The organism is Prochlorococcus marinus CUG1416, assembly GCF_017695965.1.
Classification (GTDB): Bacteria; Cyanobacteriota; Cyanobacteriia; order PCC-6307; family Cyanobiaceae; genus Prochlorococcus_A.
The window spans coordinates 78,815-92,338 of the sequence record NZ_JAAORM010000001.1; the positions used below are offsets into that span (position 1 = coordinate 78,815).

Consider the following 13,524-nt stretch of genomic DNA (forward strand, 5'->3'; position numbering starts at 1 on the left):
TTACTTTCTTTATAGTTTTTAAAATGGGTAATGATGATAAGTTAAAAGTTAGGCAAAATGTATCTAAAAAAAAAGCTTTTAAGGAATTAACTATTATTAGGGATATCATTTTTTGGATTGATGTTGTTGGAGAAGGTCAAAATCAAAATGCCATTTTTGCCAGACCATTTAATGAAAAAGATGCATTGCCTCAAAAATTAACTAGTAAAAAATATAATATTAAAAATAATTTTCATGGATATGGTGGTAAATCTTATAAATGTATAGATTTTAAAAATAATTTTTATCTGATATGGATAGATCAGTTGACAAAGGCAGTATGGTTTCAAATTTTTAAAGAGGTAGCATCAAATGATAGAAGTCAAAATAAATATCTTGATTCAGTTCAAGAACCTAGACAACTATCTAAATCAATTGAGGGAAATTTCGATTCTTCATTTGTTATTTCTGAGAAATTTTTTTTGTATGGTATTTGCGAAATAAATAATAGAGATTATTTATTTTCTTTAAACTTAAAAAAAACTAAACAAGATATTCATAGAATAAAAAAATTTAAAAATTTCGCGGGAGATTTATCTTCTAATACTTCTACTAGCTTACTTTCTTGGATCGAGTGGGATTCTCCATATATGCCCTGGGAGAAAAATGATCTGTTTTTTGCTCAAATAGACTCAGATGGAGGGATACAACAAATAAAAAAATTCTCAAATAAGCTGATCAATGCAAAAAAAAAGGTTTCTTTTTTTCAACCCTATTGGATAAGTGAAACACTTTTAGTATGTTCTGAAGATAGTTCTGGATGGTGGAACTTATTGTTTTTAGATGTGAGTGAAATTGAGAATATTTTTATTCAGAAAAGAGTAGAGAGAAATTTGATTGAATATGGTGTACCGCAATGGGTCTCGGGAATAACATTTTTTTCAGGGACTATCAAAAATTTATTTTGTTTAGCAAAAAAAGAAAATAATTTGATAGTGGAACAATATAAATATCTTGAATTTGTAAAAGAATTTTCTACTCCGTTTACTGCAATAAGTGACTTTAGTGCTTTTGAGAAGAAAGTAGTTTTTAAAGGTTATGGATTTGATTTTTTGTCGAATTTACTTGAAATTGATTTTGCGGAAAAAGTTTCATCAAATTTTATTGAGAAAATAAATTTTGTACATATACAAGATTGTTCAAAGCCTGAATCTTTTTGGTTTAAAGGTTTTGAAGATCAATCTACTCATTCTTTTCTTTATAAACCGCTTGTTGAAAATTTTAGAAAGCCACCGCTCCTTGTTAGAGCTCACAGCGGACCAACTTCATTTTTTGATGGATCATATAATTCTGAAGTTCAATATTGGACCGCGAAGGGATTTTTTGTTGCTGAAGTTAATTATGGAGGATCATCAGGATTTGGCAAAGCATATAGAGAGAGATTGAATTATAAGTGGGGTATTGTTGATTCTTATGATTGCAAAGCAATAGCTCTTGAATTAACTAAATCAAATCTAGTTGATAGTGAAAAAGTATTAATTTCTGGTAATAGTGCTGGTGGGTTAACAGCCCTAAATTGTTTGTTATATGGGTCTATTTTTACAGCTGCAATATGTAAATATCCAGTTATTGATTTGAAGGATATGCATTACAACACTCATAGGTTTGAAAAAGATTATTTAAATTCTTTGTTAGGAGATTATGCAACAAATCATTATGATTACATAAATAGATCGCCGATAAATAATATTAACAAAATAAAAAAACCTATCTTATTGTTTCATGGAAAAAAAGATACAGTTATTTCTTATAAACAAACTTTAAAAATTCAAGAAATTTTGATTCAGAATAATAAATATTCAGAAGTTATTTTTTTTGAAAATGAAGGGCACGGGTTTAAAAATATAGAAACCAAAGAAGTAGTAATTCAAAAATCTCAGGATTTTTTAAAAAATGCTTTGAATATTTAAGAATTTATTTTTAGAAAATCAATAGTATCTTTTAATTTTTCTATGAAAATATCAATTTCTTCCTTATTGGTTGTGAAATTCATGCTAATTCTTGCTGTTGATTTAATTCCAATGTATCTGTGAAGAGGTTGACAGCAATGATGCCCGCTTCTGATGCAAATTCCTTTTGAATCAAGAATTTCTGCAATATCGTTTGAATGTATATTTTTTATATAAAAGGTGGCAAGTGATGCTCTGTCTGGATCTATCTCAGGCGATGGACCTAAAATTTCAACATTGTCTATTTTATTTAATTTTTCAAATAAATATTTAGTAATAGTCTTTTCATATTCATGAATTTCATCCAATCCAATATTGTTTATATAATTAATCGCTTCTGCAAGACCTATTGCTTCTGCAATGGCTGGGGTTCCAGCTTCAAATTTATGAGGTAGCTCTGCCCAAGTACTCTTCTCTTCAAAAACATCTTGAATCATTTCGCCACCTCCGAAGAGAGGAGGAATCTTTTCTAGGATTTCTTTTCTTGACCAGAGGAAACCAATACCTGTAGGACCGCAAAGTTTATGTCCTGATCCTGCTAAGAAATCTATATCAAGATCAATTACATCTAGTTTTTGATGCGCTAAACTTTGACATGCGTCTATTAAAACTAAAGAACCTTTTTGTTTGGCTAATTTAGTTATCTCTTTGATTGGATTACAGCAACCTAGAGTATTACTAACATGTACTAGGCTAACAAGCTTAGTTCTAGATGTTAGTTTTGATTTAAAATCGTCTATATCTAATTTCCCATTTTTGTCTATACCTATAAATTTTAATTTGCATTTATTTTTTGCTGCAATCATTTGCCATGGAACAATATTGCTATGATGCTCCATTATTGATAAGAGGATTTCATCGTTTTCTCTTAATGAAGATTCGCCCCATGATCTAGCCGCTAGATTTATTGCTTCAGTAGCATTTCTTGTGAAAATAATTTCTTTTGTTGAATTCGCTTTTATATATTTGCTAATTAAATATCTTGCATTTTCAAATTCTTCTGTTGCTTTTGCACTTAACTGATGTGCGCCTCTATGTACATTGGCATTAAAGTTTCTATAATAATAATCAATTTTTTTTAAGACTTGTATTGGTTTTTGAGTTGTTGCAGCATGGTCTAAATAAATGATTTGCTCATTACTTGTTAAGTTCTTATTTAAAAGAGGAAAGTCTTTTTTAGTTATTTCAGGAAAATTTAGAATCGTTTCCATTAATGCTCATTTAAAAGTTTATCAAGCAAATCCCATCTATCTTTTGAAACGGGAATAAATGAAATTATTTCTTGAAAATAAGAACTTAATTGTAGTTTATTTGCTTCTGCTAATGTGATCCCTCTTGTTCGCATATAAAAAAGTTCTTCTTCATTGAGTTGTGAAATTGTAGCTCCATGTTTGCATTTGACATCATCAGCAATTATTTCTAATTGAGGTTTGGTATCTATTTGTGCGAGATCTGATAAAAGTAAATTTCTGCTTAATTGGGAAGCATCAGTTTTCTGAGCAATTTTCGGAACTATGATTGAACCTTCAAATATTGCATGTGATTTATCGTCAGCAAGTGATTTGTTGATTTGATCTAGAAATCCATTTGGGCCATTAAAATCTATTTTGGTATAAGTAGAAATTTGTTCATCTTTTTTTGTTATTTGCATACCTTTGATATTGGTTTTAGCGTTTCCTTCAGATTGCTTAATATTAATTTCAAATCTTGCATAATTGAATTTGAAATGTAAAGATCCCAAATTGTATTCACTATTTTTTTGTTGAATTACATTGAGAGAATTTAATAAATTTGATTCGTTTTCACCGTAAGAAACAACACCATGATTTACGGAACTATTTTCTTTTAAGCAAAAGAACGTTGATTGAGATAATGAAGATTTTTCTTTTCCAAGATTTACTTGTAATAATTCAATATCACAATTTTTTTCTAACAATATTACCAGGGTTTTTGCGTTTAAAGAGTTACTTGATGCATGACTAAAGATTTCAATAGGAGGTATTTTTGATCCATTTATTTTTAATCCCAAGATATTCTTTTTACAACTTAAAGACAGATTTAAAAGGTCACTCCAATTTTCGTTTTGATCAAAACAGGATATCTGTTCTTTAATATATTTATCTAATTCATCCTCACTTAATTGTTGTATTGAATAATTTTCCTCAATTAGCTTAATTTGGCAATTATCTCCAATTATTAATCTAATAGTACTTTGAGAATTTTTCGGATAGGGTGTATCAGATTTCAGATCTTTTTCATTAACCGAATAGTCTAAAAAGTTTGAAAATTTTGACTTATTTGAAAGTCTCCATAGTTCACTTTTAGGATTAGGCAGTGGACTTGATTTTAATTTATTAAGACAGATTTTTTGTATGTCTGTTTGATTTTCAACTAATTTATTGGTTTTTATTTTTTCAATAATTTCCATTTATTTAAGTCTCTTTTACAAAGTTATCAGTCCATTCATAACCTTTTTTTTCAAGTTCTAATGCAAGATCACTCCCACCAGTTTTTATAATTTGTCCGTCTGCCATAACATGTACATAATTTGGTTCAATTTCATCTAGTAATCTTTGGTAGTGAGTAATTAATATAATTCCAGTTTGTGTGTTAGATATTTTTTTAATTCCTGATGCGACTATTCTAAGAGCATCAATATCTAGACCAGAATCGGTCTCATCTAATATTGCTATCTTGGGCTCAAGTAAAGCCATCTGCAGAATTTCATTTCTTTTCTTTTCACCTCCAGAAAATCCCTGATTCACACTCCTTGATAGGAATGCCTGATCCATTTTCACAAGTTCTAACTTTTCTTTAACTAATTCCTCAAAATCAAAAGTGTCTAATTCTTCTTTGTTAAGGAATTTTCTTCTAGCGTTCGTTGAAACTCTAAGAAATTCAAGATTACTAACGCCTGGAATTTCTATTGGATATTGGAAACCAAGGAAAATTCCTGATTGAGATCTTTCTTCGGGTTCTAGAGAGTTGATATTTTCACCTAAAAATTTTATATCACCATTTGTAGTGTTATAAGAGGGGTGCCCTGCAATAATTTTGGAAAGAGTACTTTTACCACAGCCATTTCTTCCCATAATGGCATGGATTTCTCCTGGATAAACAGAAAGTGAAACCCCCTTTAAAATTGGAAGATTATCAGTAGATGCAAAGAGATTGTCAATTTCTAATATTGGATCTGATTCTTTCATTTGACTTTGCATTTCGGTTTAGAAATTGATTAATTAACCTACTGATCCCTCGAGTTTGAGTGCCAGTAACTTATCAGCCTCAGCAGCAAATTCCATAGGTAATTGATTAAATACATCTCTGCAGAAACCACTGACCATCATAGATATTGCCTCCTCAAATTCTATACCTCTGCTTTGGAGATAAAAAAGTTGATCTTCAGAGATTCTACATGTGCTTGCTTCATGCTCAATTTCAGAATTGGGTTGTTGAGATTTGATGTATGGGAATGTATTTGCAGAAGCCTGATCCCCTATTAACATTGAATCACATTGACTGTAATTTCTTGATCCTGTAGCTTTTGTTCCCATTTTCACAAGGCCTCTATAGCTATTTTTTGAATTACCTGCACTGATACCTTTGCTTACAATAGTTGACTTGGTTTTAGGGCCAATATGGATCATTTTTGTGCCGGTATCTGCTTGCTGAAGATTATTAGTGAGTGCTACTGAATAAAATTCTCCTACAGATTCTTCCCCTAATAGGAGACAACTAGGATATTTCCATGTAATTGCAGACCCTGTTTCAACTTGAGACCAACTAATCTTACTTCTTTTACCTAAACATTTTCCTCTCTTGGTGACAAAATTAAAAATGCCCCCAACACCTTCTTCATTACCCGAATACCAATTTTGTACTGTTGAATATTTTATTGAAGCATCATCTAGAGCTATGAGTTCCACAACGGCAGCATGTAGGGTATTTGTATCAAACATTGGTGCTGTACAACCTTCTAAATAACTTACAGAACTTGATTCTTCAGCAATGATAAGTGTTCTCTCAAATTGTCCAGAATCTCCACTATTAATTCTGAAGTAGGAAGATAGGTCCATGGGACATGTAACACCTTTTGGGATATAAACAAAAGAACCATCACTAAAAACAGCAGAATTTAGTGCTGCAAAATAATTATCACTAGGTGGAACTACTGTACCTATATATTTTTCAATCAGGTCCGAGTGATTTTTTACTGCTTCACTAATTGAGCAAAATATAACTCCATGTTCAGCAAGTTCTTCTCTAAAAGTCGTGGCTATAGAAACACTATCAAAGACAGCATCTACTGCTACATTTGTGAGTTTTTTTTGCTCCGTAAGTGGTATTCCCAATTTGTCAAAAGTCTCAAGAAGTTTGGGATCAACTTCATCTAAACTAGAAATTTTTTCTTTTTGCTTAGGAGCAGAGTAATAAATTATATCTTGGTAATCAATTTGTTTATATCCTAATCCTGCCCAATTAGGCTCTTTCATTTTTTGCCATTTTTTAAAGGCTTTTAATCTAAAATCAAGAAGAAATTTTGGCTCTTCTTTTTTCTGCGAAATTAATCTTATGATATCTTCATTTAATCCCTTTGCTATTTTTTCAGTTTCAATATCAGTAACGAAACCATATTTGTAAGGCTCTTTTACTACATCTTTAACTAAATTTTCGTTAACCATGCTATCAAAAATAACTTATTACAATTAGCTTTATATACTTTAAACGAAAGATACCCCCAATATTGAGTTTTTTCCCTTTATTAAAACTAAAAATTAATGTCTAATCATCTTGATCCCTTTTCTAACCCATTAAACATAGAAAATATTCAAGAAATTGATAATCTTGATCTGCCTATAATGCAGAAACATCATTTAAGAATACTCGCTCATTGCCTCCAGATTTTAAAAATGATCAATTTAGATAATAGTTTTGAATATAAAAATAAAAATCCCCTGAGAGAATGGTGTGATAACCAATCTAAAAAATTTGATGATAAAGAATTTAGTGATCTTTTTTATGAGCAGTTAGAATCGACTTCGAAAAAATTAAGTACTTTTTCAAAAAAAATAGGTAAAAGTATTGAGGATTTAAAGATAGATGATTTAGTACTTCTAGTCAAACAATGCTGAATTCTCTTTAAATTGATCCCGAAGAAAAAATATATTTTTGTTGAGTCGTTAACAAATTCAGGTAATAAAATTTAAAAAAAAAGAAAATTAATATACATTTAAACAAACTCTGAAAATTAATTAACTCCTTTAGTACCAACTCTTTTCACGAGAAATACTAATTTTACAAATTTTTGTGTAGTCAGAGGATCCTGACGACAGGGCTAAAAGACACACAAATGCCAAAAAAAAAGAACATACTGATCCCAAACAAAAACGGAGATTTTAAAGTGGCTGATGGGATCATGAATAAAGATCAATTACTCTCACTAACCCTCAGACAATTACGTCAAGAAGCAAGCAAATTATCAGTACCCTTATATAGTCGTAAAACAAAGGCTGTTTTAGTTGACTTAATTTTGAAATATCAAGAAAAATCCACTAAGAAAACAAATATTACTAAAGCCCAGTCAAATCCTGAGAATACTTTTCACTCCAACACCTTAAATAGCAGTGAAGAAGTTAAAACTAATGTAGTTTTCCTACCTCGAGATCCAGATTGGGCTTATGTTTTTTGGCAAATTTCTGATGCAGATAGAGAAAAAGCACAATCTTTGGGAGCCAATAAATTATGTTTACGATTATTTGATGCATCTGGTTCTGAAGGAAGCAATTTGAATCAAGGAACACTAAGGGAGATAGCAGTTGATAGTTATAGTACTGAGTGGTATTTGCCAATCCCACTTGCAGATAGAGACTATAAAGTTGAATTAGGTTACAAATATGGTTTTAACTGGATGTCATTGGCATTTTCTTCTATAAGCCACGTTCCTGGCTCTCATCCTTCTGAGCTAATTCTTGATAAATTTGTACCTTTTAATTTGGATTCTACGTCTGAGTCAATCCCAGATATTTCAAATCCTGTGGTTTCAGAACAAAATGGTATACATGAAAGGTTATATCAAGCAGCGACTAACATTCCTCTCAGAAGAAAAGTTGGTTCTGAAGAATTTATGGAAAATGTAAATTCAACCAACCTCAATGATAATCTTACAGACTCAGGTGCTGGTAAATGGTCATCAGGTTTAAATGATTCTGGAAGCGGGATTGTTAAAAATAGATCTTTTTGGCTCGTTGCTGATGCTGAATTAATTGTTTATGGAGCTACAGAGCCTTCTGCAAAACTGACAATAGGTGGAGAAGATGTACCTCTTGCTGCAGATGGTACTTTTAGAATTCAAGTTCCATTTAGAGATGGGACTCAAAAATATGATATTAAAGCTGTTGATGTATCTGGTAAGCAAGAAAAAAGTATATCAATGAAATTTGATAGAACTACGCCACTTGACGATACTAATGAGAAAGATAATGCTCAGACTGAATGGTTTTAATAAATTAAATTAATGCTGAAAAAAATTGTAGCTTTTACTCCATTGTTTGGGGCATTAACGTTTCCACTAATAGTTCCAATTACAATTTCTAAATTTGGTGTTAACTATGGAATTCTTAGTGCATTATTAATTTCTTCATTATGGTTTATCGCTATGTTAAGAACTTCCGAAATGCCTCATTAATTTAGTTAGATTTTTGGAAGTTTCTTAAAAATATGACTCAAGTTAGTGTAATTCATATCAATTCTCCTTTTCTAGATCAAAAACCAGGCACTTCTGGTTTAAGAAAAAGTACTTTAAAGTTTCAGGAAGAACATTATTTAGAAGTTTTTATTGAAGCAATCTTACAATCATTGGAAGATTTAAAAGGTTCAACATTAGTAGTTGGTGGTGATGGAAGATATGGCAATATTGAAGCAATAGAAAAAATTGTCCAAATATGCATTGCTCATAAAGTTCAAAAGGTTATTGTTCCAAAATACGGTTTATTATCTACTCCTGCGACATCACACTTAATTAGAAAAGAAAACGCTATTGGTGGAATTATTCTTTCTGCAAGCCATAATCCTGGTGGGATTGATGGCGACTTTGGAGTGAAATTGAATATCTCTAATGGTGGCCCAGCTCCTGAGATAATTACTAATAAGATTTTCAAGGCTTCACAATTACTAACTAGTTATAAAATTTGTAATATTCAATTACCTGATTTTAGTGAATATGGAACTTATCCTTACGGTGAAACTACCTTAGAAATTATTGATGGATTAAAAGATTATTCTAATTTGATGGAGAAAATTTTTGATTTTGATCAAATTAGTGATTTTCTAAAAAAAGACTTCTCGTTAATCTTTGATGCAATGAATGCGGTTACAGGCCCATATGCAAAAAATATTTTTGTTGAAAAAATGGGTCTTGCAAATGATTGTGTCATGAATGGTAACCCGTTAAAAGATTTTGGAGGTTTACATCCTGATCCTAATCTTACTTACGCATCGCACTTGGCTGATTTGTTATTAAATAAAAAATCTTATAGTTTTGGTGCTGCATGCGATGGAGATGGAGATAGGAATATGATTTTAGGAAGTGGATGTTTTGTAAATCCTAGTGATAGCCTTGCAGTTATCACTGCTAACACAAAATATGTCCCTGGTTATAAAGATGGTATTACAGGTGTGGCACGATCCATGCCAACCAGCTCAGCGGTTGATAATGTTGCTCGAGTATTAAATATACCTTGTTTCGAGACACCTACTGGCTGGAAATTTTTTGGAAATCTTTTAGACTCTAATTTAATTACTTTATGTGGAGAAGAAAGTTTCGGAACAGGTAGTAATCATGTGAGAGAGAAAGATGGACTATGGGCAGTTTTGTATTGGTTACAAGTTTTAGCTGAAAAAAAATGTTCCGTAAGTGATTTGATGCAGAATCATTGGAAACAATTTGGTAGGAATTATTATTCAAGACATGATTATGAGGCAATTCCCTCAAATATTGCTAATCAAATCTTTGGTAACCTAACTTCTATGCTCGAACATTTAAAAGGAAATAGTTTTGCTGGCCATTTAGTTAAAGTTGCGGATAACTTTTCATATTTAGATCCCGTTGATAATTCCACAAGTGAAAATCAAGGTTTAAGATTGGTGCTTGATGATAATTCACGAGTAATTGTGCGCCTTTCTGGAACTGGAACTAAGGGTGCAACATTAAGACTTTACTTTGAGAAATTTTTCAATCCTCAACAGAATCTTTCGTTAAATCCTCAGATCGCTTTGAAACCTCTAATAAATGATTTAGATACTTTATTAAACATTTCAAAACTTACTCAAATGGAAACTCCTACAGTAATTACATAGAATTGAAAGAAATGATTTTTGATTTTTTGATTTTTTGATTTTTTGATTTTTTGATTTTTTGATTTTTTTATATGCATTCAGAAAATTTATTTACTAATTATTCTCAAATAGAAAATAACGCACCTTTGGCAGATCAATTAAGACCAAAGAATTTGGAAGATTTTTATGGTCAACAACCAATCCTGAATGAGAATTCGCTTTTAAGAAGTGCAATATTAAACGATAAGATTAGTAATTTTATTTTTTCTGGCCCTCCTGGTGTTGGAAAAACTACTCTAATTGAAATTATTTCCTTTAATACGCGTTCAAAATTAATTAAGTTAAATGCAGTATTATCAAGTGTTAAAGAATTAAGAAATGAAATCGCTAATGCAAAAGATAGATTAATAAATTCAAAAAGAAAAACAATTTTATTTATCGATGAGGTTCATAGATTTACATCAGTTCAGCAAGATGCTTTATTACCTTCAATAGAAAATGGAACTATAACGTTTATTGGTGCTACAACTGAAAACCCTTTCTTTGCTGTTAATAAAGCGCTTGTTAGTAGGTCTCGTATTTTTACATTACTTCCTTTGTCAGAAAATGATTTGCAGAAAATAATACAAAAAGTCATAACTCACTATTCTAAAGAAAAAGATTCAAAAAAGGTTTATTTATCTCAAGATGCTATAAGTCATTTAATTAAATTTTCTGGCGGTGATGCAAGAACATTAATCAATGCGCTAGAGATGGCCATAGAAATAACTGCTGAAAATGATGCTAAAGAAATCAAGATTAATCTCTCAATAGCAGAGGATGCAATTCAAAAGAAAAATATCGTTTACGATAAAAATGGTCAAAATCATTACGATGTAATAAGTGCTTTTATCAAGTCCATAAGAGGTTCTGATCCAGATGCAACTTTAGTCTGGCTTGCAAATATGCTTGAGGCTGGTGAAGATCCTAATTTTATTTTTAGAAGACTACTTATATCTGCCAGTGAAGATATTGGAATAGCTGATCCTAATGCCATAGTAGTTGTACAATCCTGTTGTGATGCTTTTGATAGAGTTGGTTTTCCAGAAGGATTATATTTTTTAACGCAGGCTTCTTTATATTTAGCGATGTCTCCAAAAAGCAATAGTACGAAAAGTATTTTTAAAGCAATTGAAACAATCAAATCTACCAATGCTTTTGATGTTCCACTGCATTTAAAAAATAATTCTAATAGTTATGTCAATCCTCATAATTATCCAGGTAATTGGGTCGCACAAGAATATCTTCCTAAATCTTTAATAGGTTTAAAAATATGGGAAGGAAATAATAATGGATGGGAAAAAACTCAATATGAAGAACTGCTTAGAAGAAAAGAAAACTAAAAATTTTTCGAACAACAAATAATCTCAGGATTTAAAGAAGTTTTTTCTTCGTAGGCTAAAGCTATAGTCCAATTATGGAAGTTAATCTGTGAATAATTTAAATGTATATTTTTATTCTTATGAATTAACTCTTTTGGCTTTTCAAAAAATTGCCAATGGTTAATGTCTTTCGCTAATTTTCCATGATCCCATTTTATAGCCGCTTCAACTGCACACCATTGATTTAATATCATATTTTTTGTTAAATAATTATTATGGTTTGATTTATTAGTATGAAAAAAATATTTTTTTGCAAATTTTAAATGGTTAAAATCTCTATCTGTTCTCTCAATATCAATCCCTATTTTGCTTTTATGCCAGACTATAGTAATGGCATCTTTACAATGACTTAAACTGATATTTCCCATGCCAGAGGGTAAACTTGGAGGTTCTCCAGGATGAGCATTAATTGGAATTTCTAGGGGGTCTAAATCAAAAAGTGTTGAAAGTGATTGTCGCAAATAAGCTCTTGTTTCTAAGAAAATCTTTGATCTTGAATTTGTTAGGTTTTTTGCGGTTTTAATTTCTTCTACAGTTGCGACAGCTTGCACACCTTTAATCTCATAAAACCAAATTTTTGGTATTTTATATTCATACTCATTTAATAATTTCAATGGCTCTTAAGGTTGGCGACAAAGCACCAGAATTTAAATTAAAAGATTCTTTTGAGAAAGAAGTTTCTCTTAGTGATTTTAAAGGTAAACGAATAATACTATATTTTTATCCAAAAGATAATACTCCAGGATGTACTAAAGAAGCATGTAATTTTAAAGAGAATTGGGATTTACTCCAAAAAAATAATATTGTTGTGCTTGGTATTAGTAAAGATAATGCATCCTCTCATCAGAAGTTTATAGAAAAATTTAATTTACCTTTTATTCTTTTAACTGATCCTGAACCTTTCAACGTTTCTTCTGATTACGATAGCTATGGGCTGAAGAAATTCATGGGAAAAGAATATATGGGAATGATGAGAAATACTTTTTTAATTGATACTGAAGGTAAAATCGAAAAAATTTACTTAAAGGTAAAAGCAGCAATAATGGCTGATCATATAATTGCAGACCTTGGGTTAAGCTAATTTTCTTACAGACAGGTTGTGAATAATCATCCCCTCCATAACTAAATTAGGAGCATTGATAATATTTTCTTTTTGAGTATTTAGAGATTTTGTGAGTAATTGAGAGTCTCCTCCACATATTATTAAAATATCCTTTTCGGGATTAAATAAACTATTAATCACACCAGTAAGAGAGTTGATTACTCCTTTTAAGATTGCTTCTTCTGTATTAATTAAAAAATCTTTGGTGGGAATATCATATTTTTTGGGAACTTTAAGATTTTTTGTATTTTGTTCCATTGATTTTAGTTGTGTTAGAAAACCTGGAAGAAGTTGACCTCCAATAATAGATCCATTTGAATTCAATTTTGTTATTGATAATATTGTTCCAAAATCTGCAATTAGCAAATCTTTTTTGAAAGGGTTTTCAATAATTTTTAAAGCGGCAATACAGGCAAGAGCTCTATCAACTCCAAAATAATCAGGAAGATTTGATAACTGAATATCTTTAGTTTTTATTTCATTTGTGCCTTTCAGCAAAAAATCAGGTAGTTTTCCTACAGAAGCCCAAATTAATTGATCAAGATCTATATTTTCGGGAACTTTTTGCTCTTTTTTGGTATGGAAGAATTTAGATTGATTTTTAGAATATTTTGCCCAATGCAGCCTACTATTGCCTACTAATAAAAAATTTATATCTGAGACCATTATTATATGATCA

At 30.6% G+C, this 13,524-nt stretch carries 13 protein-coding genes; 7 read left to right on the plus strand and 6 right to left on the minus strand.

The annotated features are described in order from the left end of the window. Nucleotides 1-23: 23 nt before the first annotated feature. On the plus strand, nt 24-1,949 hold the full coding sequence (locus HA146_RS00405) for an alpha/beta hydrolase family protein (protein WP_209107636.1): 1,926 nt from the start codon (nt 24-26) through the stop codon (nt 1,947-1,949). Here the strand turns inward: HA146_RS00405 and HA146_RS00410 are convergent. The 4 genes from HA146_RS00410 to sufB are packed head-to-tail and all read right to left on the minus strand — an operon-like array spanning nt 1,946 to nt 6,670. Further along, entirely contained in the window at nt 1,946-3,199 is a 1,254-nt protein-coding gene (locus HA146_RS00410) for an aminotransferase class V-fold PLP-dependent enzyme (RefSeq protein WP_209107637.1), read from the minus strand. The two genes, HA146_RS00405 and HA146_RS00410, sit on opposite strands and share 4 nt — an antisense overlap. Next, nucleotides 3,199-4,416 carry a SufD family Fe-S cluster assembly protein gene (locus HA146_RS00415; RefSeq protein WP_209107638.1) on the minus strand — a complete coding sequence of 406 codons (1,218 nt, stop codon included), beginning with the start codon at nt 4,414-4,416 and terminating at the stop codon, nt 3,199-3,201. The genes HA146_RS00410 and HA146_RS00415 overlap by 1 nt, the downstream gene beginning before the upstream one ends. A 4-nt stretch (nt 4,417-4,420) precedes the next feature. Next, nucleotides 4,421-5,206, minus strand: coding sequence for a Fe-S cluster assembly ATPase SufC (sufC, locus tag HA146_RS00420; RefSeq protein WP_209107639.1), 786 nt, complete (start codon nt 5,204-5,206; stop codon nt 4,421-4,423). A gap of 21 nt (nt 5,207-5,227) precedes the next feature. Beyond that, a complete protein-coding gene (sufB, locus tag HA146_RS00425) occupies nt 5,228-6,670 on the minus strand; it encodes a Fe-S cluster assembly protein SufB (protein WP_209107640.1) in 1,443 nt (480 codons plus the stop codon). A 96-nt stretch (nt 6,671-6,766) separates the two neighbouring features. Between sufB and HA146_RS00430 the strand changes: the two genes are divergently transcribed. The 5 genes from HA146_RS00430 (at nt 6,767) to HA146_RS00450 (ending at nt 11,704) form a co-directional block, all read left to right on the plus strand. Continuing rightward, the gene (locus HA146_RS00430) at nt 6,767-7,120 is read left to right on the plus strand and encodes a hypothetical protein (protein WP_209107641.1); all 354 of its coding nucleotides are present in this window, start codon (nt 6,767-6,769) and stop codon (nt 7,118-7,120) included. A 269-nt stretch (nt 7,121-7,389) separates the two neighbouring features. After that, complete coding sequence (locus tag HA146_RS00435) at nt 7,390-8,490, plus strand: DUF4912 domain-containing protein (RefSeq protein ID WP_209107783.1); 1,101 nt, start codon at nt 7,390-7,392, stop codon at nt 8,488-8,490. Between the two features lie 12 nt (nt 8,491-8,502). Continuing rightward, the gene (locus HA146_RS00440; protein WP_011375642.1) at nt 8,503-8,673 is read left to right on the plus strand and encodes a hypothetical protein; all 171 of its coding nucleotides are present in this window, start codon (nt 8,503-8,505) and stop codon (nt 8,671-8,673) included. A gap of 32 nt (nt 8,674-8,705) precedes the next feature. Further along, nucleotides 8,706-10,343: an alpha-D-glucose phosphate-specific phosphoglucomutase gene (locus tag HA146_RS00445; RefSeq protein ID WP_209107642.1), complete on the plus strand. Its 1,638-nt coding sequence runs from the start codon at nt 8,706-8,708 to the stop codon at nt 10,341-10,343. A 71-nt stretch (nt 10,344-10,414) separates the two neighbouring features. Beyond that, a complete protein-coding gene (locus HA146_RS00450) occupies nt 10,415-11,704 on the plus strand; it encodes an AAA family ATPase (RefSeq protein ID WP_209107643.1) in 1,290 nt (429 codons plus the stop codon). On the opposite strand, the gene HA146_RS00455 is transcribed toward HA146_RS00450, so the two are convergent. Further along, nucleotides 11,701-12,357 carry a 4'-phosphopantetheinyl transferase family protein gene (locus tag HA146_RS00455; RefSeq protein WP_209107644.1) on the minus strand — a complete coding sequence of 219 codons (657 nt, stop codon included), beginning with the start codon at nt 12,355-12,357 and terminating at the stop codon, nt 11,701-11,703. The genes HA146_RS00450 and HA146_RS00455 overlap by 4 nt on opposite strands. On the opposite strand from HA146_RS00455, the gene bcp reads away from it, so the two are divergent. After that, complete coding sequence (bcp, locus tag HA146_RS00460) at nt 12,357-12,824, plus strand: thioredoxin-dependent thiol peroxidase (RefSeq protein ID WP_209107645.1); 468 nt, start codon at nt 12,357-12,359, stop codon at nt 12,822-12,824. The two genes, HA146_RS00455 and bcp, sit on opposite strands and share 1 nt — an antisense overlap. Here bcp and HA146_RS00465 read toward each other — a convergent pair. Next, on the minus strand, nt 12,816-13,511 hold the full coding sequence (locus tag HA146_RS00465) for a type III pantothenate kinase (protein ID WP_209107646.1): 696 nt from the start codon (nt 13,509-13,511) through the stop codon (nt 12,816-12,818). The two genes, bcp and HA146_RS00465, sit on opposite strands and share 9 nt — an antisense overlap. Nucleotides 13,512-13,524 lie beyond the last annotated feature (13 nt).